Source organism: Paenibacillus nanchangensis (assembly GCF_046543445.1).
Lineage (GTDB): Bacteria > Bacillota > Bacilli > Paenibacillales > Paenibacillaceae > Paenibacillus_AQ > Paenibacillus_AQ nanchangensis.
The window spans coordinates 1-19,666 of the sequence record NZ_JBHOFD010000035.1; the positions used below are offsets into that span (position 1 = coordinate 1).

At 56.9% G+C, this 19,666-nt stretch carries 21 protein-coding genes and 1 riboswitch; of the genes, 2 read left to right on the forward strand and 19 right to left on the reverse strand.

Annotation, left to right across the window (positions count from 1 at the left end):
• Positions 1 to 97: 97 nt before the first annotated feature.
• The 4 genes from spoVAE to ACE6ED_RS23405 all read right to left on the reverse strand — a co-directional run bounded on the left by spoVAE (position 98) and on the right by ACE6ED_RS23405 (position 2,310).
• Positions 98 to 448 carry a stage V sporulation protein AE gene (gene spoVAE / locus ACE6ED_RS23390; RefSeq protein WP_410829844.1) on the reverse strand — a complete coding sequence of 117 codons (351 nt, stop codon included), beginning with the start codon at positions 446 to 448 and terminating at the stop codon, positions 98 to 100.
• Positions 445 to 1,482 (reverse strand): stage V sporulation protein AD, encoded by a 1,038-nt coding sequence (gene spoVAD / locus ACE6ED_RS23395; protein WP_410829845.1) that lies wholly within the window; start codon positions 1,480 to 1,482, stop codon positions 445 to 447. The genes spoVAE and spoVAD overlap by 4 nt, the downstream gene beginning before the upstream one ends.
• Positions 1,483 to 1,484: 2 nt before the next feature.
• Positions 1,485 to 1,982 carry a stage V sporulation protein AC gene (spoVAC, locus tag ACE6ED_RS23400; protein WP_410829846.1) on the reverse strand — a complete coding sequence of 166 codons (498 nt, stop codon included), beginning with the start codon at positions 1,980 to 1,982 and terminating at the stop codon, positions 1,485 to 1,487.
• 73 nt (positions 1,983 to 2,055) lie between these two features.
• The gene (locus ACE6ED_RS23405) at positions 2,056 to 2,310 is read right to left on the reverse strand and encodes a hypothetical protein (RefSeq protein WP_410829847.1); all 255 of its coding nucleotides are present in this window, start codon (positions 2,308 to 2,310) and stop codon (positions 2,056 to 2,058) included.
• A gap of 150 nt (positions 2,311 to 2,460) precedes the next feature.
• Here ACE6ED_RS23405 and ACE6ED_RS23410 point away from each other — a divergent pair, with 150 nt between their 5' ends.
• Entirely contained in the window at positions 2,461 to 3,534 is a 1,074-nt protein-coding gene (locus tag ACE6ED_RS23410) for a M42 family metallopeptidase (RefSeq protein WP_410829848.1), read from the forward strand.
• Positions 3,535 to 3,617: 83 nt separating this feature from the next.
• Here the strand turns inward: ACE6ED_RS23410 and ACE6ED_RS23415 are convergent, their stop codons facing one another.
• From ACE6ED_RS23415 to fumC, 10 genes are all read right to left on the reverse strand, one after another.
• Positions 3,618 to 4,781, reverse strand: coding sequence for a mannitol-1-phosphate 5-dehydrogenase (locus ACE6ED_RS23415; RefSeq protein WP_410829849.1), 1,164 nt, complete (start codon positions 4,779 to 4,781; stop codon positions 3,618 to 3,620).
• A complete protein-coding gene (locus tag ACE6ED_RS23420; protein WP_410829850.1) occupies positions 4,778 to 5,215 on the reverse strand; it encodes a PTS sugar transporter subunit IIA in 438 nt (145 codons plus the stop codon). Before ACE6ED_RS23420 ends, ACE6ED_RS23415 begins: the two co-directional genes overlap by 4 nt.
• A 19-nt stretch (positions 5,216 to 5,234) precedes the next feature.
• On the reverse strand, positions 5,235 to 7,319 hold the full coding sequence (locus ACE6ED_RS23425; protein ID WP_410829851.1) for a BglG family transcription antiterminator: 2,085 nt from the start codon (positions 7,317 to 7,319) through the stop codon (positions 5,235 to 5,237).
• A 92-nt stretch (positions 7,320 to 7,411) separates the two neighbouring features.
• Complete coding sequence (locus tag ACE6ED_RS23430) at positions 7,412 to 8,851, reverse strand: PTS mannitol transporter subunit IICB (protein ID WP_410829852.1); 1,440 nt, start codon at positions 8,849 to 8,851, stop codon at positions 7,412 to 7,414.
• Between the two features lie 373 nt (positions 8,852 to 9,224).
• The gene (locus tag ACE6ED_RS23435; RefSeq protein WP_410829853.1) at positions 9,225 to 10,196 is read right to left on the reverse strand and encodes a 2-hydroxyacid dehydrogenase; all 972 of its coding nucleotides are present in this window, start codon (positions 10,194 to 10,196) and stop codon (positions 9,225 to 9,227) included.
• A 73-nt stretch (positions 10,197 to 10,269) separates the two neighbouring features.
• Positions 10,270 to 11,169, reverse strand: coding sequence for an aldo/keto reductase (locus tag ACE6ED_RS23440; RefSeq protein ID WP_410829854.1), 900 nt, complete (start codon positions 11,167 to 11,169; stop codon positions 10,270 to 10,272).
• Positions 11,170 to 11,358: 189 nt separating this feature from the next.
• Positions 11,359 to 11,892: a DinB family protein gene (locus ACE6ED_RS23445; protein WP_410829855.1), complete on the reverse strand. Its 534-nt coding sequence runs from the start codon at positions 11,890 to 11,892 to the stop codon at positions 11,359 to 11,361.
• 219 nt (positions 11,893 to 12,111) lie between these two features.
• Positions 12,112 to 12,426 (reverse strand): DMT family transporter, encoded by a 315-nt coding sequence (locus ACE6ED_RS23450; RefSeq protein ID WP_410829856.1) that lies wholly within the window; start codon positions 12,424 to 12,426, stop codon positions 12,112 to 12,114.
• Positions 12,427 to 12,429: 3 nt separating this feature from the next.
• Positions 12,430 to 12,762, reverse strand: a complete 333-nt coding sequence (locus ACE6ED_RS23455) for a DMT family transporter (protein ID WP_410829857.1) — start codon at positions 12,760 to 12,762, stop codon at positions 12,430 to 12,432.
• 111 nt (positions 12,763 to 12,873) lie between these two features.
• Positions 12,874 to 12,982: riboswitch (guanidine-I (ykkC/yxkD leader) on the reverse strand.
• 62 nt (positions 12,983 to 13,044) lie between these two features.
• Complete coding sequence (gene fumC / locus ACE6ED_RS23460) at positions 13,045 to 14,421, reverse strand: class II fumarate hydratase (protein WP_410829858.1); 1,377 nt, start codon at positions 14,419 to 14,421, stop codon at positions 13,045 to 13,047.
• Between the two features lie 237 nt (positions 14,422 to 14,658).
• Here fumC and ACE6ED_RS23465 point away from each other — a divergent pair, with 237 nt between their 5' ends.
• Positions 14,659 to 15,030, forward strand: a complete 372-nt coding sequence (locus ACE6ED_RS23465; RefSeq protein ID WP_410829859.1) for a hypothetical protein — start codon at positions 14,659 to 14,661, stop codon at positions 15,028 to 15,030.
• Positions 15,031 to 15,350: 320 nt separating this feature from the next.
• Here the strand turns inward: ACE6ED_RS23465 and ACE6ED_RS23470 are convergent, their stop codons facing one another.
• The 5 genes from ACE6ED_RS23470 to ACE6ED_RS23490 all read right to left on the reverse strand — a co-directional run bounded on the left by ACE6ED_RS23470 (position 15,351) and on the right by ACE6ED_RS23490 (position 19,633).
• Positions 15,351 to 15,926 carry an SMI1/KNR4 family protein gene (locus tag ACE6ED_RS23470; RefSeq protein ID WP_410829860.1) on the reverse strand — a complete coding sequence of 192 codons (576 nt, stop codon included), beginning with the start codon at positions 15,924 to 15,926 and terminating at the stop codon, positions 15,351 to 15,353.
• A gap of 306 nt (positions 15,927 to 16,232) precedes the next feature.
• The gene (locus tag ACE6ED_RS23475; protein ID WP_410829861.1) at positions 16,233 to 16,424 is read right to left on the reverse strand and encodes a hypothetical protein; all 192 of its coding nucleotides are present in this window, start codon (positions 16,422 to 16,424) and stop codon (positions 16,233 to 16,235) included.
• A gap of 14 nt (positions 16,425 to 16,438) precedes the next feature.
• Positions 16,439 to 17,368 (reverse strand): oxidoreductase, encoded by a 930-nt coding sequence (locus tag ACE6ED_RS23480; protein WP_410829862.1) that lies wholly within the window; start codon positions 17,366 to 17,368, stop codon positions 16,439 to 16,441.
• A 485-nt stretch (positions 17,369 to 17,853) separates the two neighbouring features.
• Positions 17,854 to 18,714, reverse strand: a complete 861-nt coding sequence (locus tag ACE6ED_RS23485; RefSeq protein WP_410829863.1) for a copper amine oxidase N-terminal domain-containing protein — start codon at positions 18,712 to 18,714, stop codon at positions 17,854 to 17,856.
• Between the two features lie 55 nt (positions 18,715 to 18,769).
• Positions 18,770 to 19,633 carry a copper amine oxidase N-terminal domain-containing protein gene (locus ACE6ED_RS23490; protein ID WP_410829864.1) on the reverse strand — a complete coding sequence of 288 codons (864 nt, stop codon included), beginning with the start codon at positions 19,631 to 19,633 and terminating at the stop codon, positions 18,770 to 18,772.
• Positions 19,634 to 19,666: the final 33 nt, after the last annotated feature.

Here is a 19,666-nt window from a genome sequence, read left to right on the forward strand (position 1 = left end):
TGTCCGTACACTTGTCCCCCTACTTTCTCTGGCGGCTAAAAAGGCGGACGCAAAAAAGGGCGGCCCTGTCGGACAGCCCCTTGCAGTATATCGGATGTTACCCTTTTGGACGGACCAGCAGCGCCGCCAGGAACGAAAAGACGATCGCCGAGGAAATCCCCGCGCTTGTAATGTCAAAAATACCGGTCACGACGCCGATCCAGCCATCCCGCTCCAACTCCGTCAGCGCGCCGTGGACCAGCGAGTTGCCGAAGCTGGTAATCGGCACCGATGCGCCGGCGCCAGCGAACTTGACCAGCGGATCGTAGATGCCGAATGCGTCCGCTAACGCTCCGAGCACCACCAGCGTGCTCATCGTATGCGCCGGTGTCAGCTTGAATACGTCCATCATAATCTGACCGAGCACACAGATGGCGCCGCCGATCAGAAACGCCCATAAATAGATCATGCTTGTTCACCCCCGCTCTCCAGCGCCACCGCATGGGCGACGCAGGGAATGCTTTCGCCCTGCTGATACGACAGCGGCGACAGCAGCGCGCCGGTAGCGACGACAAGGATCCGGTTCAGCTCGCCCCGCTTCAGCCGCTTCAGCAGATGGCCGTAAGTGACGACCGCCGAGCAGCCGCAGCCGCTGCCTCCGGCGATGACGTAGGCCTGCTTGTCCCGGTCATAGACCATCAGGCCGCAGTCCTTAAACTGGGTCTCTTCCATGGGGATGCCTTCCTTCTGCAGCAGCTCCTTGGCAATCGGGAGACCAACGGATGCGAGATCGCCCGTGACGATAAGGTCGTAATGCCCGGGGCTAAGTCCGGTATCGCGAAAATGTGCGGTGATCGTGTCGGCCGCAGCCGGCGCCATCGCCGCCCCCATGTTAAACGGATCCTTCAGTCCAAGATCCATGATCCGCCCAATGGTGGCGGATACGACTCGGGGACCGGAAGGTTGTCCTTCTTCGGGCAGGCCGACAATGGCGCAGCCCGAACCGGTCACCGTGTACTGGGCGGTCGGCGGCTTCTGCGAGCCGTATTCGGTCGGATACCGGAACTGTTTTTCGACCGTACAGTTGTGGCTGGAGGTACCGGCCAGCGCGTAACGTCCGGCGCCGGAATCGACAATCAGGGAAGCGACCGCAAGGCTTTCCATCGAGGTTGAGCAGGCGCCAAACACTCCGAGGTAAGGCGCGCCAAGCTTCCGTGCCGCAAAGGAGCTGCTGATGATCTGGTTCATCAGGTCCCCGCCGACAAAAAACTCCAGTTTATCCTGCGGCAGGCCGGCATGGGTTAGCGCAAGGCGGGATGCTTTTTCAAACAAAAGGCGCTCCGCCTTCTCCCATGTCTTCTCCCCCATCTCCAGGCTGTCAAAAATATAATCGAAATCGCTGTGCAGCGGTCCTTCGCCCTCTTCGGGACCCACTACGGCCGACGCGCCTAGAATGACGGGCTGACGGGTGAACTTCCAGGTCTGGCTGCCGAGCTGTTCCATCGTCAGTGTCCCCCTCCAAGTCCGAGAATGGCGTAAACAATTCCGACGAAAAATGCGGCTACCGTACCAAACACAATAACGGAACCTGCAAGTTTGAACATGCTGGCTCCAACACCGAGCACGAGCCCTTCCGCGCGGTGTTCCAGCGCCGCCGAGGCCATGCTGTTGGCGAATCCGGTCACCGGGACGGCTGTACCGGCTCCCGCCCACTGGGCGATTTTGTCGTAGACGCCAAGGCTGGTCAAAATGACGGATAACAGGATCAGCACGGCAACGGTGGGGCTGCTTGCTTCTCTGGAGGTCATCCCGAAAATCGCCATGAACGCCTCCTGGATCGCTTGTCCAAGCACACAGATCAGCCCGCCGACGAGAAACGCTCGCAGACAGTTTTTGAACGCGGGCCGGGACGGTTCATGCCGTTTGGCGATTTGTTTGTAATCTTGCGGGGTCAGGGAGTCGAGCCGCAGCTTGGCTCCCCGCTGTTTCGTTTTTGCCGGCAATGAAGGCACCTCCACTATTCTTGAAGTTTCCTTTATTGTTAGCCGGCGGGCGTCCCGTTATGACGAAGCGATTCTAGGAAAAATACAGCAGTGCGATCACCAGCAGCAAAAACAGCACCAAAATCAGCACCGCTTCGCGCCTTCTGTCCATCCGCCGCCAAACCCGGCGCCTGGATATTGTCCCTCCTGTCCCCGGTTCCCGGCCAACCAGCGCTCCCGCTCCGACCTCCGCTGTGGTAAGCGCCATTACCCGCGCCGTTCGCGACGGACGCGGCTTTGAGGGAGACACCCGTCTCCGTTTTGCCTTCCCGCCGTTCATCACTCCCATCCTTTCCCCCGGCCCCTGGTTTCCAAACGGAGCCGCTGCTGCATCTTATTCAGCCGGCAGTCTGGACGTACACAGCGCGCAGCGAATGGACAATGCCGGAAAAACAGATCATACTGACTAGATGAACCCATCTTGAAGGAGCGAGAGCAGATGAATCAGGAAACGATGGACTTATTCAAAACACTGACCGAATTTCCCGCTGCGCCGGGATTCGAACGCGAGCTGCGCGCGTATGTCCGCCAGGCGCTGGAGCCTTATACGCAGGAGTTTGTACACGACCGCCTGGGCAGCTTGTTTGGCGTGCTGCGCGGTGACGAGTCCGGCCCGCGGATTATGGTCGCCGGGCATTTTGACGAAGTCGGCTTCATGGTGACACAGATTACCGAAAACGGCATGCTGCGCTTCCAGCCGCTCGGCGGCTGGCTGGCTTCGGCCGTTTCCTCGCAGCGTGTGCAGGTTATTACGCCAAACGGCGTCCTGGAGGGTGTGGTCGGCAGCACGCCGGTGCACCTGGTACCGCCAGAGGAACGCGGTAAAGCCGGCGAAATCGCCAAAATGTACATCGACATTGGCGCCGACAGCCGGGAACAGGCGGAGAGCTTCGGCGTCCGTCCAGGCCAGCAGGTGCTGCCGGTCTGCCCGTTCACCCCGCTGGCCAATCCGAAAAAAATTATGGCCAAGGCTTGGGACAACCGGTACGGAGTAGGTCTGGCCATCGAACTGGCGCAGGCGCTGAGCGGGCGTAAGCACCCGAATATCGTCTTCACGGGAGCGACCGTGCAAGAGGAAGTGGGGCTGCGCGGCGCGAGAACGGCTGCAAACCTGCTGCAGCCTGATATTTTCTTTGGGCTGGACGCCAGCGCCGCAGCCGATATGACCGGCGACCGGAATGCTTTTGGCCGGTTGGGCGAAGGCGCGCTGCTGCGGATTTTTGACCCGACGATGATTACGCACCGGGGACTGATCGAATATGTGCAGGATACGGCGGATACCCATAAGGTGAAGTACCAGTATTTTGTGTCCGCGGGAGGAACGGACGCCGGACAGGTTCACTTGAGCGGCATCGGCGTGCCATCCGCCGTAATCGGCATTTGCGCCCGGTATATCCACACCGCTTCGTCCATCATCCACACCGACGATTACGCGGCGGCCAAAGAGCTGCTGATCAAGCTCGTCGAAGGCCTCGACAAAACAACGCTGCAGACAATATTGGAGCGCAGCTAGAGCAGCTGGCAATGCGCTGCTGAGAAAGTTAAGGGCCTTTCCCATCCACGGGAAAGACCCTCTTTTTATTACAAGATATAAGCTTATTGTTTCGCCATTTCGGACAGCGTAACATAATGGTTCATCACGGACCGGTGCAGCTCGTGTTCCACCGGCAGTCCGGTTACCCGGGTTAATGCTGCTTCCACGCCCGCTTCGCGGATGGAGGCCTGCAGCTCGGCAGCTTCCGGGTCGCCCTCAACGTCGAACAGCAGCGCCGCGGCCATAGACCGGGTCAGCGCATTATAGCCGAGTCCCCGTTCGTGAGCTTCACGCGCCGGCGCCACCAGCCGGTCGTTAGGGGACAGCTTGCGGACCGGAGAGCGGCCAACTCGGGTCACCTCATCAGTCAACGCCGGATTGCGGAAGCGCTCCAGGATGGTGTCGATGTATCTGCCGTGCTCCAGCTCATTGAAGCCGTGCTTGCGGATCAGCAGCGTGCCGGTCTCCACCAGCACCTCACGGACCTGAGCCGTCAGCCCTTCGTCGGCCATCGCCTGCTGAATCGTCTCATAGCCGCGGAGGTAGCCGAGATACGCGGCGGAGCAGTGCCCTGTATTAACAGTGAACAGTTTACGCTCGATATACGGCTCCAGCCGGTCCACGTAGTGCACGCCTTCAATCGGCGTATAGCCGGGAATCATCTCGGAGGCATCAACCGCCCACTCGTAAAAAGGCTCGACAACCACCTGCAGCGGATCGTCATGCTTCTGCAGCGGCACGATCCGGTCCACGGCGGCATTCGGGAACGCCACGTTTTGGTCGGCATACGCCCGCGCTTCACCGCTCAGCTTCGCGTACACCAGCTCTTTGAGCTGGGCGCTGCCGCCGATGGCGTTTTCGCAGGCGATCACATGTAGCGGACCGGACGCAGGCGTCTCCGCTCTCAGCGCAATGCCGACGGCAATCAGATCGGAGATGGCCTTCAGCACCGATACCCCTACCGCTGTCGTTACAATGTCGGCGGACGCAATGAGAGCCGACACCTCGGCAGGTTCGGACGCGCTGTTTAGTGCGATTACGCCGGTAACGGTTACCGTCTCCCGGCCTTCACTTGCCAGGGTCACCGGATATTCTCCCCGGTCTTTCAGCGCCTGGACCACCGTTTCGTTTACATCCACAAAACAGACTTCGTATCCCGCCTGCGAAAGCAGCAGTCCGATAAACCCTCTGCCAATGTTGCCCGCTCCAAAATGGACTGCCTTCATCCTTCCATCCCCCCTTCGAAGATGGCGATAATCTCCGCCGGTGTGGCCGCGTTCATCACCCGTTCAATCGCATCGTCCTCCGTGAAGATCATAGCCACATTCGTCAAAATTTCCATGTGGTTGTCTCCCGCTGCAGCGATGCCGATCACGATAAACGCCGGCTCGTCGCCGCCGAAATCAACGCCGTCGGGATAGCGGATCACGGACAGACCCGTCGAGCGGATATACTGCTTGCCGTCTTTTGTCCCATGAGGGATCGCCAGTCCTCCGCCCATATAGGTTGATACGACCTCTTCGCGTTCCAGCATTTTGGCGATGTATTCCTCATCCGCATGGCCCGCGTCCACCAGCAGGCGGCCCGCCAGCTTAATCGCTTCATATTTATCCGCAGCCGCCGCATGCATCACAATCTTATTTTCAGACAGTACACTCATCGTTTTCTCCCGCTTTCTTTTATTTATTTTCGAAGTAACGGAGCAGCTCGGCGGACCAAAACCCCCGAATCTCCTGCTCGGTTCCTTCCTCCAGCAGCCGGATCAGCTCCGTGTCCAGCAGCTGGGCGCTAATCTCGCTGAGCACCTCCAGGCTCTCTTTGGACAGCTTGCGCGGGGCCAGCATGAGCAGCAGCACTCCTACAGGCGTATTCCCCTCAAGCACCACCGGCTCGCGCAGCCGGTACAAAGCCAGTGTCGAGCGGTAAACCTGGCTGCTCCGGGTATGGAACAGCGCCAGGTTTGTATCCGGAATGACCTGACTGGCCATCCGTTCCCGCTCAAGCAGCAGCTCCCGGATCCGCTCCGTATTGCCGAGGCTGCCTTCCTCCACCCTGCCCAGCATTTCCGCCAGGGTCCCGGATAAGTCCATCCCTGTGTTGTCCAGCGAGTGGCAGCAGAACCCGTCAATTAACAAAACCATTTCATCAAGGACCGCTTTGTGGCTCCGCAGGCGTTCCAGCGCCCCCTCTTTACCGGCGGCAACGCCGGCTGGGGGAGCGTGGGCCTGTTCGTCGGATACCGCGCCGGGTTCATGCCCCTCCAGCGTCATACGCTGGATAAATCCCAGCAGCCTGCCGCTTTCCTCCGGGGTCAGGAGCGGGCTGATTTTAACGTAGCTCTCTGCCGGCAAAGGCAGATCAATCGTCGAGATAATCAGATCGTAGTCCGTATCCGCCATACGCGCTGCTTCGTACCATGACGCATTGCCGATCACCTCAATCTGCGGCATTTCCTTGGCCAGCCGGGTCGCCAGCAGCCGCGAGGAGCTGAGACCGCTTGCGCATACAAGCACGGCACGCACATGCCGGTTGAGCTGGCTGAGGCGTTCCGCGGAAGCGCCGAAATGCATGACGAGAAATCCGATTTCTTCGTCCGGGATTGCGGTCTCCGTCATAAGTTCATCCACCGCTTCCCGCACAATCCGGAACAGTTCTGCATAATCCCGGCGGATCGGCACGAGCAGCGGGTTGCGGATCCGTGTGCCTTCGCGGATCCGCCGCAGCGCCGGCTCCAGATGCTCAAGCAGCCCTTCCCGCAGGTGGCGGTCGCTCTGAAATGGAATTCCCGTCCGTTTCACCACATTTTCGGTCAGCCGGTATACGATCTCCATTAACCCGATGTCCCCGTACACCAAACTTTCCGATGAGAAGGAATCCTGTATCCGGTCAAAAAGCCCGGCGATGTACAAAATCTCCGCCCTGGGAAAATCAATGCCCAGCTCTCCGGCAAGCCGCTCCACGAACTGCTCGGCTCCCGCAATATTCCGGTGATCGGACGCAACGGGATAAGCACAATCGGACGGGCTGCCGATCCCGGCGCCCAGCTCGACCCTTCTGACCGTCACCGACAGCGCCAGCAGCAGCTCCATATAGGCGATTTCGGGCAGATCGGCCGTCCAGAGCAAATTCATATCCCAAAGCGTGTTCTCGATATCCAGCAAGTGATGTTTGCCGGCTGCGGCCAGCACCGCTGCTGCTGCCGGATTGTCCCCTTGCGGCCGAACCCGCCCGACCAGGTCGGACAAGTCCAGATGCTCCGCGGCCAAACGGGTGACCGCCCGCCTTTTGTCGGCTTCCGCACCGGCAATTTCGACGCCGTACCCGCGCCTGCGGATCAGAAGCAGGCCAAATTTACGCACCCAAGGCTCCAATTCATCAAGGTCGTTGCTGACTGTCGCCACGGTGACTTTCAGGGAATGGGCCAACGCAAACAGCTTTACCGGCTCTTCGCTCTCCAAAAGCATACAGAGCGCGTACATTTTCCGGTCCTCGGCGGAATACTCCACCGCTTGGCGGCTGTCCAGCAGCTGGCGCAGCGCTGTGAGCGCCTTTTCGTCCGCGACAAGCTGGATGCCTTTGCCCGACTTTTTGCTGAGAACTGCCCCTGCCGCTTCCACCACAGGGCCAAGTCCCTCGAGCTCACGGTGGACGGTCCGGACGCTCACCTCCGTGTCCGCTGCAATCTCTGCGGCGGTGACCTCCCCGGAACGCTCGATCAGCAGGGACAGGATCTGCCGCTGCCTGACGGTCAGTTTCGCGCTCATCCATAACCTCCTTCTGTTACCAATGGCGACAACGCTGGCCGGATACGGCCAGCGTTGCATGGGATTGCCTGCGGCCCAAGTCCGGACGAGCCTTATTTCAGGCGTTCAACCAGCTCGTCGTATTTCGGGCTCTTCAGGAAATTGTCGATGGAGATATGCTCCGCGTTGGGATTTTTGGCAACGGCGCGGTCGGTCAGCGTCTTCTGCGTCACGACGATATCCGCATCGTCCGGAATTTCGCTGACGGCGGAATTCACCACCGTGACATCTACGCCTGCCTGCTGCATTTTCTTGCGCAGCACCGAGGCGCCCATGGCGCTTGAGCCCATGCCTGCATCGCAGGCGAACACGATTTTGCGGACTTCGCCTTTGCTGCGTACGTTAGCCGCAACATTTGCTGTCGAAGGCGCCTGCTGAACGGCAGCACCTGCGGACTTCATGTCTCTGACTTTAGCGGAAGCCGCTTCGAGGTCCATTTCCTCCTCTTTTTGGCGGGTCGTCTTCAGCAGCAGTGCAGCAAGCAGGAACGAAACCAGCGTGGCAGCGATTACACCGGCAAGCACCGGAATATATCCGCCTTTTGGCGTCATGGCCATGTAAGCGATGATGCTGCCCGGAGACGGAGAAGCCGTCAGTCCCGCACCAAGCAGTTGGAAGACAAACGTGCCAGTTACGCCGCCGCCGATTACAGCAAGAATCAGACGCGGATTCATCAAAATGTACGGGAAGTAGATTTCATGAATCCCGCCCAGGAAGTGAATGATTACTGCGCCAGGCGCCGAAGATTTGGCGGAACCGCGGCCGAAGAACCAGTAAGCCAGCAGGACGCCGAGACCCGGGCCCGGATTGGACTCCAGCATGTACAGGATCGATTTGCCGAACTCCAGCGATTCTGCCGAAGCGATCGGGCTCAAAATACCGTGGTTAATTGCGTTGTTCAGGAACAGGACTTTTGCCGGCTCGATAATGATGTTCACCAGCGGAAGCAGCGAGTGGTCGACCAGGAACTGGACGCCGCTAGACAAAATGTTCGTCAAGCCTTGAACCAGCGGTCCGATGGCCTTGTAAGACAGAATGGTCAATGCACCGCCGATGATTCCAAGCGAGAAGTTATTGACCAGCATTTCAAAGCCGGCGCGGATTTTACCTTCCACCGCTTTGTCAAACTGCTTCAGGATCCAGCCGGCCAGCGGACCAACCAGCATCGCGCCGAGGAACATCGGGATGGTGGAACCAACAATAACGCCGATGGCAGCAACTGCGCCGATTACACCGCCCCGTTTCCCGTGAACCATGGTGCCGCCGGTGTAGGCGATCAGCAGCGGAAGCAGGAATTTGATCATCGGATCAACCAGTGTTTTGAGGTCTTCATTCGGCCACCAGCCCGTGTCGATAAATAATGCTGTTATGAGACCCCAAGCGATAAACGCGCCGATATTCGGCATCACCATACCGCTGAGAAGACGGCCGAACTGCTGTACTTTAACCCTTACCCCGCCGCCTTGGCCGGGCTTGGTTTCCATTGTGGCCATGTTGCATGCCTCCTTGATTTATAGGGATTTTTGTCCGTTACGGAAGGGGTGTCTTCCCCCTTGAGTTCATCCTAAATCAAAGCGCTTTCTTCATCAATCAATTGAAAATACGCTGACGGCAGCAACCTTGTTGCCAACATTTAAGAGCAGGCGGGTCAAGGAATTCACAGCTTAAGGACAAAGCGTATTCCAAACACTTTTACCAATTTTACCCTCGCCTGCATCGTTTCAAACATCCTCAAAGATTGCGTCGTCTCCAACAGGTTGAATATAAAAATAGAACGAAAGCCTCATACGAGACCCTCGCTCCTATTAAAAAAAGTCTTTGTATCGATTAGGCCGGCTCTTTAGACCGGCTCTCGTCCAAATCCGCCTAGAAACGGATTTTCGCCGGAGGCTCTTTGCCTTCCAGCACGGCCACCAGATTACGCGCCGCCAGCCAGGCCATATTCAGCCGTGTCTCATGGGTCGCCGAGCCGATATGCGGCAGCGCAACCACATTGTCCAGCGCAAGCAGCGGATGGTCCCCGGGAATCGGTTCCCGTTCAAACACATCCAGCCCCGCTGCCGCGATGATTCCCGACTTCAGCGCATGCAGCAGCGCTTCCTCATCCACGGTAGCGCCGCGGGAAGCGTTAATGAAGATGGCGCCCGGCTTCATCTTGGCGAACTCGGCCCGGCCCATCATCCCCCTGGTTTCGGCTGTCAGGGGCGTCATCAGGCATACAAAATCCGATTCGGCCAGCAGCTCGTCCATGGAACAGTAACGGGCGCCATACCGTTGCTCGGCTTCTTCTTTACGCGACCGGTTGTGATACAGCACCTCCATATCAAAACCGAACCGGGCCCGCTGAGCGATCCGTTCGCCGATCGCGCCCATGCCGATGATGCCTACGGTCTTATGATGGACATCCGTCCCGTAATACGGTTCCCCGACCGAACCCGTCCAATGTCCTCCGCGGACGTACCGGTCGAGCTCGGGGATACGCCGGGCCGCAGCCAGCATCAGACCGACCACCGCATCGGCAACCGAGTCGTTCAGCACCTCCGGCGTGTTGGTCGCGACGATTCCTCGCGCCTTGAGCTCGGCGGTGTCCAGATTGTCGTAACCAACGCCAAAGTTGCTGACGGCCCGAAGGCGCGGGGCCCGGTCCAGCAGAGCCGCGTCCACCTTGAGGCCCGAACCCAAAATGCCTTCCGCTTCCGGCAGCTCCGCCTCGAACCGCGGCCGGGTCTCCTCGTTTAGTCCTTCCAAATACACAAGCTCACAATGCTCCTGCAAATAGGCGACCACCTGCTCATCCAGCTTTTTGAACAGGATCGCTTTCGGTTTCGTTTCGTTCATGCGGTACTCCTTCCAGACTTCAGCAGATAAAAACCCGGCCGCTGGCATATTGCCGGCCGGGTCCCTTGCAGTTTTAGATTACATCCAGCGGTACTTTCCAGGCAGGCTTCGGAAAAGCGCGGTCCAGCGTCTGGATGTCTTCTTCGCTCATTTGGATTTCATACGCTCCGGCGTTCTCCGCCACATGTTCGGTGGAAGAAGCCTTTGGAATGGCGAGCATGCATTCGTCCTTGATGACCCAGGCAAGCAGGATCTGCAGCGGTGTAGCGCCATATTTGCGGGCAAGCGTACGCACCGTCAGGTTGTCCGTCATTCCCTTGCGGAGCGCTCCCGCTTGGGCGAGCGGCGAATAGGCCATCGCGGGCATCCCCTGTCCGCGCATCCATGGGAGCAGATCATGCTCGATTCCGCGCGAGCCGAGGTGATAGAGCACCTGGTTGGTTGCGCAGCGGGTGCCGCCTTCGCAATCAAACAGCTCTTTCATGTCTTCCGTGTCGAAGTTGGAGACGCCCCAGCGGAGGATTTTTCCCTGCCGGACCAGATTCTCCATGCCTTCCACCGTTTCGGCAAGCGGAACGTTGCCTCTCCAGTGCAGCAGATACAGATCCAGCCGGTCCGTTCCCAGCCGCTTCAGGCTTTCTTCGCAGCTCTGCTGCAGCCGGTCTTGTCCGGCATTATGCGGATAGACCTTGGAGACCAGAAAGACCTGGTCGCGCATCCCCTTGATGGCTTCCCCAACTACAGTTTCCGCCTGTCCTTCCGCGTACATCTCCGCTGTATCAATCAGCTTCATGCCGCGCTCCACCCCGTAACGGAGCGAAGCGATTTCCTGTTTCCGCCGGGAAGTCTCTTCGCCCATGCCCCAGGTGCCTTGACCGAGCGCCGGCAGAACCGTACCGTCCGCCAGCTTCACGCCCGGGTGAACCGCCTGCCGTGCCGATCTTGCAGTACTCTCGTCAATCGCTTTATTCATTGGACTAGTCTCCCCCTGTTATGAAATGTATATTTACATAAACAGGAATCGGGCTTCCGAAACAGCTAACACGCGAAAAAAACGGATTTTTCCAGAAATATGCCGTCAAATGTCCGAATTGCAACAAAACGTTCATTATTCTCTCCCGGTATGTGGGATTCGGTCCGCCAAAATCCGAACTTAAAGAATTTAATGATAGCTGCCTGACAGGTTGGCTCCGGTGCCGTCCAGCAGCTTGGCGAGCAGGACGATTTGTCCGGCATGGTATCCGTAATGCGTAGCGACTTTGATGATCGTAAGGCGGATGTTTTTGGTTTCCTGCGGCGCACCCGCATCCTCAGTCACACCCTTCATCCGCTTCCAATCCTCCTCGCCGTAGGGGACAACGATGTCGCGGTCCAAATCCGGTTCGGTCAGCGAGGATAGCACGGCGGTGGAATCGAGCCGTACGGCCCGGAGCTTCGCCACCAGCTCCTCGCCCGACAATCCGCCCTCCGCCTCAAACTCCTGCGAACGTTCGCGGACAAGCGGCTTCCCGCCCAGGCCTGTGACGAAATTCTGGTATTCGTTGCCGGCCAGATGCAAACACAGATTCCCGATGCTGTTCATGCCCGGCCCGGGCTTGGTCCACAGTCGTTCATCGTCCAGCAGACGAACGCTCCGGTCAATGCGGTCCAGCTGCAGGTTCATATCCTGCAGTACATCTTGAATGATTGGCAGCAAGCTTAAGCACCTCCTCTAAGATGGTTCCATTTTAACACGGGGAGATGCACTGTTCACGCCTGTGTCCGCTCGCCGGGTTTATTCCTGCTCTGTCTGCCGCCGGGGTGCCCGGGCCCGCTCGATAGGGATCTGACGGTTCACCGGGTTATTGCCTACTCCAGATCTTCCGGTTCGCAGGTTACTACCCGCTTACTGCTCTACTCTCTGCGTCCAGCGGCATCACGCCGTCAGCTTTAATCCGATCGCGGCCGTCAGCACCGCGGCAATGCACAAAATCCGGCGCAAATCCCGCGACTCGCCGAACAGCACCATTCCCAGCACCGCGCCTCCCGCCGCGCCGATCCCTGTCCAGACCGCATAAGCGGTCCCCATCGGCAGCGACTCCATCGCCAGCGACAGCAGGAGAAAGCTGCTGCCGAATGCCAAAAACAGCAGCAGCAGCGAGGTGATATCACGCTTGCGCTGCACCCGGCCCATCATCGCTACGCCAAGCATCTCGCCGACTCCGGCCAATACCAAATAGACCCATGCCATAATTTACGCACTCTCCTTCGCTTCCGCAGTCATGAGCTTCAGTCCGACGACGCCGCCGAGCAGCACGGCGATAAGGATCAGCTTCAGAGGCTTAAACGGTTCCCCGAATACCAGCATCTCCGCAACCGTTGTACCGGCCGTTCCAAGTCCCGTAAAGACGGCATATACCGTACCCACCGGCAGCTTCGCGCTTGCCGTAATGAGCCCGTAGAAACTAATCACGATAGCAATGACCGTAAGCGCCCACTCCCATCCATTGTCCGCATGCTTCAGCCCGGCGACCCACATCACTTCAAAAACCGCCGCCGCATACACTTTCATCCAGCTTTTATTCACCGCTATGCCTCCTCACATTTTTTACGCACACTTAGAATCCGCACAATAAGCCGTCAGCCTCCCCGCTCGGCAAAAGAAAAAAAGCCCGGGAAGCTCCGCCAAATTGGCGTAACCTCCCGGGCTTTTGTCCCTCCGTGTATCCGCGGCCGTCATAAGCCGCGCGTTCTCCCTCGGACCAGTCCGGCCGCTTATCGGCCGCGGAACCCTAGAGAACCGTTCGTGTGCAATTGCCGTTCATTGTATCACAGGCCGCCGGGTCAGGCAACCTTTTTCCACCCACTATTAAATCATGTCTTCCGCCCGGACATACCGGTCGAATTCTTCTTCCGTCAGCAGCTCCAGCCGCAGCGCGGCTTCCTTGAGCGTAAGTCCTTCCTTGTGGGCCAGCTTGGCGATCCGGGCGGCATTTTCGTACCCGATGTGAGGATTCAGCGCGGTCACCAGCATCAGCGAGTGATGCAGATTGCGTTCAATCGTCTTCGGATTCGCTTCAATGCCGCGGGCGCAGTTCTCCTCGAAGGAGAGCATGGCGTCGGCCAGCAGAGTGACCGATTGCAAAAAGTTATAAATAATCACAGGTTTAAACACGTTCAGCTGAAAATTACCTTGGCTTGCCGCCATGCCGATGGTCACATCGTTGCCGAGGATCTGGCAGACAACCATCGTCATCGCTTCGCTTTGCGTCGGATTGACTTTGCCCGGCATAATCGAGCTGCCCGGCTCGTTCTCCGGAATCGTCAGCTCTCCGATGCCGCTGCGCGGACCGCTGGCCAGCCAGCGGACATCGTTGGCGATCTTCATCAGATCCGCCGCAAGCGCCTTCATGGCGCCGTGCACATGCACGATTTCGTCATGGCTTGTGAGGGCGTGGAATTTGTTCTCCGCCGTAATAAACGGCCGGGAGACGGATGCCGCAATCTCCTCCGCGATGCGTACGCCGAACTCGGGATGGGCGTTGATGCCGGTGCCTACAGCGGTGCCGCCAAGCGCAAGCTCAAGCAGCGACTTCGAGCTCTCGCGGATGAACGCTTCGCTTTTCTCCAGCATCCGGTGCCAGGCGCTGATTTCCTGCCCCAGCGTAATCGGCGTCGCGTCCTGCAGATGGGTGCGTCCGATTTTGATCAGGGAGCGGTACTGCTCCGCCTTGTCACCGAGCGTCTTCTTCAGGACTTCCAGCGCCGGCAGCAGCTTATCCTCAACGGCCAAATAAGCGGAAATGTGCATCGCGGCCGGGAACGTATCATTAGAGCTCTGCGATTTGTTCACATCGTCGTTCGGATGCACCCGGGCGTCGATGCCGCGTTCCTGCAGCAGCTCTCCTGCGCGGCGGGCAATGACTTCGTTTACGTTCATGTTCGTCTGCGTACCGCTGCCGGTCTGCCAGACCGCAAGTGGGAAGTTGCCTTCGAACTTGCCCTCCAGCACCTCGTCCGCCGCGCGGACAATCGCATCCGCCTTGTCCGGATCGAGCTTGCCGAGAGCCGCGTTGACTTTGGCCGCGCTGCGTTTGATTAAGGTGAGCGCCCGGACCAGCTCAAGCGGCATTTTTTCCGCGCCAATCTTAAAATTCTGCAGGCTCCGCTGTGTCTGCGCGCCCCAGTATTTGTCCGCCGGCACCTTTAGCTCGCCGAACGTATCCTTCTCCAACCGAAATTCCATAATTCCACCCCGCTAGTAGTTAATGAAAATTCCCGTTTCTATCATACCATTTTAGTAAGCGCTTATAAAATGTCATTGACAGGCGGCGGCGAATATATTTCTCCGAACGCTTTTGCTTAGTCCTATAGCCATGCAACTATCAAGACAGCAGCCCATATCCTGGGTGACTATCCAGCAACCGGGAGCGGTATGGTATAATCAGGACAGCACCCATTTTCTCTTAAAGGAGTGTTCAGCATGGGGACGATCATTGTTCTTGTCATCGTCGTTTTCTTCGGTATCGTTATTATCCAGGCTCTATCAGGCAAAAATCATCGTTCCCGCAGCAGAAGAACGGGAAGCAGCAATTCGGACTACTCCTCCATGATGTTTACGAATCCGGATCTGTACGACGGCTCGGACAGCCGCCACAGCTCCGGGAACTACGGCGGACGCGGGCATCATGACCATGGCCATCACGGCGGCAGCTCGTTCTCTAATGACGGCTCGTCCCACGGCGGGCATCATGGAGGAAGCAGCTACGACGGCGGCGGCTTCGACGGCGGGAGTTCCAGCGGAGACAGCGGCGGCGGAGGAGGAGACGGCGGCGGTGGGGGCGGCGGGGATTAATTCCCTCTTCCTGCGATCCCGTGTCTCATAGCCTCAAGCCGAAAAAAATAACCGCAGAGCGCGTTTTATGCGCTTTGCGGTTATTTGCTATGCTTTTGAAGGTCATTTGCCGACGGGATGTTTACGCATAGTAACCGATCGGAAAGGTTCCGGTCATCTCATCTGCCGCGTGTACTCCTTTTGCCCGCGTCCTACTCCGTCTGCTGCGCTTTCACTACGCCTGCGGTTTTCATTCGTCTCCGCCTGCGTTTCATTCGTCTCCGCCTGCGGCTTTCATTCGCCTTTAGCCTCATTCGTCTCCGGCCTCATTCGCCCGCAGTCTATTCCGCCCAATAGGGTGCGCCGGGATTGCGCTCCGCCCCCACTTCTCCTTCCTGGATCAGGTCGCAGTCGAGATACCCTTCCTCATCCAGAAAATATACGCCCTGACGATAGAACTCACAGAGCGTTTCCAAAAACAGCTCAGGAGAGTTATACATGACGGTCAAGTCGCCATAATCACGCAGCATGTCGCAAATCCGCTCCGCGCCATCCGGGGTCCGGTGGTAACAGATAAAATCGCCGCCGTAGTGGGTCAGCAGAGGCAGGAGCAAGCCTTCCGTTTGCTGTTTTTTTTCGGCCAACAGAGCATTCAGCCCCTCCATCGCTTCCTTCATTTCAGCAAAATGAATCAGCCGGTAGCCGGGAATAAACTCGATCAGATGAGCTTCCTCCACGTCGCTCCCCGTGCCAGAAACGGAGGTATAGATGGCCCGGAACAGATCGGGTGTGTCGGAAAAAACCTGTTCCAGTTCAGCCTGCTCCCGGCCGTCTCCCAGACTCGCAATAAAGCCGGGACGGCGCTCTTCGGAGAGCGCCAGATATTGTTTGAACAGCTGCGTCAATTCAGTAAGCATAGGCTGTCTTCCCTTTCTGTTGTGCGTGCTATGTGCGCGCTGTGCCGTGCTTCGTGGGTGTGCTATGTGCGTGTACGAAGGATGGCCTCGGCCATCCAGACTAGGCAATCCAGACCGGGCCATCCAGACCAGACCATCCAGACCAGACAAATCCGCAGGATGACCCGGGCAATTCAGACAAGGCAAATCCAAATCAGGCCATCTAGACCACGCCATCCAGACCAGGCAAAGCAGTCCGGGCAGCGTTCCTCCCGCCCGCCTTCAGCTGCATTTGCTCCGGGTGAACGGAGCCGGGACAAAGTGGTGTTACTCCGAGTCGTTCCAGCGCATTTTGTTATGCAAAACCACATTGGCGATTCCGCTGAAAGCGAACAGCAGAGCAACGATGCCGTAGCCCCACTGGTGGCTGCTTTTTTCGGACAATGTTACCGTATAACCAAACGCGGCGGCCGCGAGAAAATTCATAACCGCAATCATCATAAAATTCAGCTTTTTCATTCTTCATCTCCGTTCTAAGGTGTCGGCAGAGGGTAGGTTACGCCGGTTAGCGATTCGGACACGTCCCACAGCCGTTTTGCGGTCTGTTCATCTTCCGCCCGGCTGTCAGTGCGGGCAAGCTGCGGATAACCTTTGCGGCCGCCGCGGCCGTCCGGCCCGATGTATTCGCCGCCTTTCAGGCCGGGAGCAGTGGCAGCGTACAGCGTAGGCAGCGCGCCCATCGCCGCCGACTGGCTGCTGAACAGCGTCCACAGCAGCCTGGACAGCACGCCGGCCTGTTTGCCCGAGCCGCGCGAAAATAGGTTCGTATTCGCCACGCCCGGATGGCAGCCAATACTGATTGTCTCCGCGCCCGAGGCGGCCAGGCGACGCTGCAGCTCCTTGGCGAACAGGAGATTCGCCAGCTTGCTTTGGCCATAAAATTTGATGCGGTTGTAGCCTTTACTCCCATCCAGGTTATCGAAATCAATCGACGCCCCAAGGTGCGCAATACTGCTCAACGTAACCACTCTTGATTTCGGCGTGTTCAGCAGCTGCGGCAGCAGCAGGCCGGTCAGCGCAAAATGCCCCAGATGGTTGCTGCCGAACTGCAGCTCAAAGCCGTCGGTTGTCTTCTGGTACGGCGGAATCATCACGCCCGCGTTGTTAATCAGCAGATCCAGCGTTCCATAATCGCGGCGGTAAGCCTCCGCGAAGCTCCGCACGCTGGACAGGTCGCTCAAATCCAGCCTGATCAGCCGGACCCGGGCACCGGGAACCTGTTCCTTTAATCGGTGGATAGCGTCCTTTCCCTTAGCTTCGCTGCGGACGGCGAAGATCACCTCGGCTCCTTTTTCCGCCAGCACCAGCGCTGTTTCGTATCCGAGTCCTCCGCTTGCGCCGGTAATGACAGCCGTCCGGCCCCGCTGATCCGGTACCTCCCGGGCGGTCCATGGTCCAGCCATGTCGCTTCCCCTCTTTCCTTGGTCAATAGATAGATCATAGTATGTTTTGGGCCAAGGTTCAACGGGGAGACGGACGGCCTGTAAGGTTAATGGGTTTGGGCCGAAATCCCGGCTTAAAATGTCCCCATGAGCGCGCGGAGCTATTTTAGAGGTTAAGGGTACATATAGAACGCAATTTGGGCCGGGCTGAGCTCGATAAACTTGGCAAACACGCCAACGGCGCCAAATATTATCATGGGCAAGACAAAATACAGCTTTGCTTTCATCGGTTTTCCTGCTATCTACTCTATGATGGTAAGACCTAAAACGCGATCGGCCCGGCATACAGTAGAATCTGTGGAAAAGGACCTTACACTGCCCATCTGCCTAATCAGCAGATCAGCTGTGCCGCAGCAGTAGGAGCGCAATAAAGTGGCGTATGGCGCTCCTTCCTTTGAGATGAGGTTGTTTGGATGGTTTGGTTGTTTTCATTTATAACATGATAATTACTTGGGGTATAGGGCAATTTCAATGTCATCATGAGAAGGGGACAACACTCTTATTTCATATTTCTTTGATACAAAATATTTCTCTTTCAGAATGTGAGACACCTTTGTTTTCTGCTTTACATAGTTCATCACCTTATCTACTACCTGGCTCTCAATCTTTTGGCTAAGAATTGCTTCAGCTTCCTGCATTCCCTTCATTGGATCCGAGTCAACCTCTTGGAAAATGATTTGAATTGCGAGCAAGTATTGATATTTCTTAGGGTCAACATTTTCCCATACTGTTAGTTTTGAGTTAGTCACGTATCCAGGCTCCTCATTCGGCGCCATCTCCACATATCTCACCTTAAACCCATGCACATTCGCTTCCTTCGGATTCTCTGCTTCATATGTACCTGGTTTGGGGGTCGGAGCGGGTTTAATCGTTACATTGTTCGCTGTGATGGACACCGTGCCGGTTACTTGATCCCAGTTCAGTCCAACACCCAATCCTTCGGCTACCACCTTCAGTGGCACAAAAGTGCTGGAGTCCCGATAGACTGCAGCAGTATCGGATGTCTTCAACTTGCCGTTTACTTTATAAGTTTTGCTTCCGGCTTGGACGACCAGCGTATTGTTTCCAAGCGTGATCGTTGCTTGTTTGTTGGCAGCGTTCCAGGCTACTTTTGCACCCAAGGTCTCGCTGACAAAACGCAACGGCAGCTGAACTCGCTGCTGAGCATCCAGATAGGGCTCTGCATCTGAAAATGAAATGTTTGTTCCATTCACCTGCACTTGAATCGGCCTAGCTGCCGATACGGGAAGGCCGGCGATGAGCAAGCTGAGTGCGATAGCTGTGGTGATAGCGTATTTTCTTTTCATGGGATTGCTCCTTTCGTGCAGCTAATATTTCCAAAATTTATTCGGGTGCATTTAATCACTTGGGGTATAGGGCAATTTCGATGTCAGCATGGTATCGAGACGATACTGTAATCAAATAATCTTTTGATTCAAACTTCTTTTTGGACAGTTCAATATCCATGTGACTTTTCCTTTTAACATACTTCATAACTTCATCTACTACTTTGCCTTCGACTTTTTGTCTCAAAACTGCATCGGCTTCCTGCATGCCTTTAATAGGATCTGACCCATTACGCAAAAAAACAACCATGATTGAAAATAGCTTGCGATCCTTGTCCTGAGACTCTGGATATTGCCACACTGTCATTTGGGAATTCGTTATATATCCAGGTTGTTCATTTGGCGCCATCTTCACATACCTCACTTTAAACCCATGCACATTCGCTTCCTTCGGATTCTCCGCTTCATAAGTACCTGGTTTGGGGCTCGGAGCAGGTTTAATCGTTACATTCTTCGCTGTGATGGACACCGTGCCGGTTGCTTGATCCCAGTTCAGTCCCACGCCTAGTCCTTCCGCTACCACCTTCAGTGGCACAAAAATACGGGAGTCCCGATAGACTGCAGCAGTATCGGATGTCTTCGACTTGCCGTTTACTTTATATGATTTGCTTCCGGCTTGGACGACCAGTGTATTGCTTCCAAGCGTGATTGTCGCTTGTTTGTTGGCTGCATTCCAGGCTACTTTTGCACCCAAGGTCTCACTGACAAAACGCAATGGCAACTGCACTCGCTGCTGAGCATCCAGATAGGGCTGTGCATCTGAAAATGAAATGTTTGTTCCGTTCACTTGCACTTGAATCGGCCGGGCGGCTAATGCGGGGAAACTAGCGGTGAGCAGGCTGAGCGCGATAGCTGTGGTGACCCAAATCTTTTTTTTCATGGTAGTACTCCTTTCAATTGTTGAGGATATTGA

Excerpts from the sequence above, each read along its gene's own strand:
- ACE6ED_RS23415 (WP_410829849.1), bottom strand. The coding sequence starts at position 4,781 with ATGAAGGCAGTCCATTTTGGAGCGGGCAACATTGGCAGAGGGTTTATC.
- ACE6ED_RS23435 (WP_410829853.1), bottom strand. The coding sequence starts at position 10,196 with ATGAACGAAACGAAACCGAAAGCGATCCTGTTCAAAAAGCTGGATGAG.
- ACE6ED_RS23425 (WP_410829851.1), bottom strand. The coding sequence starts at position 7,319 with ATGAGCGCGAAACTGACCGTCAGGCAGCGGCAGATCCTGTCCCTGCTG.
- spoVAD (WP_410829845.1), bottom strand. The coding sequence starts at position 1,482 with ATGGAACAGCTCGGCAGCCAGACCTGGAAGTTCACCCGTCAGCCCGTC.
- ACE6ED_RS23465 (WP_410829859.1), top strand. The coding sequence starts at position 14,659 with ATGGGGACGATCATTGTTCTTGTCATCGTCGTTTTCTTCGGTATCGTT.
- ACE6ED_RS23440 (WP_410829854.1), bottom strand. The coding sequence starts at position 11,169 with ATGAATAAAGCGATTGACGAGAGTACTGCAAGATCGGCACGGCAGGCG.
- ACE6ED_RS23420 (WP_410829850.1), bottom strand. The coding sequence starts at position 5,215 with ATGAGTGTACTGTCTGAAAATAAGATTGTGATGCATGCGGCGGCTGCG.
- fumC (WP_410829858.1), bottom strand. The coding sequence starts at position 14,421 with ATGGAATTTCGGTTGGAGAAGGATACGTTCGGCGAGCTAAAGGTGCCG.
- ACE6ED_RS23470 (WP_410829860.1), bottom strand. The coding sequence starts at position 15,926 with ATGCTTACTGAATTGACGCAGCTGTTCAAACAATATCTGGCGCTCTCC.
- ACE6ED_RS23450 (WP_410829856.1), bottom strand. The coding sequence starts at position 12,426 with ATGGCATGGGTCTATTTGGTATTGGCCGGAGTCGGCGAGATGCTTGGC.
- ACE6ED_RS23490 (WP_410829864.1), bottom strand. The coding sequence starts at position 19,633 with ATGAAAAAAAAGATTTGGGTCACCACAGCTATCGCGCTCAGCCTGCTC.
- ACE6ED_RS23405 (WP_410829847.1), bottom strand. The coding sequence starts at position 2,310 with ATGGGAGTGATGAACGGCGGGAAGGCAAAACGGAGACGGGTGTCTCCC.
- ACE6ED_RS23485 (WP_410829863.1), bottom strand. The coding sequence starts at position 18,714 with ATGAAAAGAAAATACGCTATCACCACAGCTATCGCACTCAGCTTGCTC.
- ACE6ED_RS23480 (WP_410829862.1), bottom strand. The coding sequence starts at position 17,368 with ATGGCTGGACCATGGACCGCCCGGGAGGTACCGGATCAGCGGGGCCGG.
- spoVAE (WP_410829844.1), bottom strand. The coding sequence starts at position 448 with ATGATCTATTTATGGGCGTTTCTGATCGGCGGCGCCATCTGTGTGCTC.
- ACE6ED_RS23410 (WP_410829848.1), top strand. The coding sequence starts at position 2,461 with ATGAATCAGGAAACGATGGACTTATTCAAAACACTGACCGAATTTCCC.
- ACE6ED_RS23430 (WP_410829852.1), bottom strand. The coding sequence starts at position 8,851 with ATGGCCACAATGGAAACCAAGCCCGGCCAAGGCGGCGGGGTAAGGGTT.
- ACE6ED_RS23475 (WP_410829861.1), bottom strand. The coding sequence starts at position 16,424 with ATGAAAAAGCTGAATTTTATGATGATTGCGGTTATGAATTTTCTCGCG.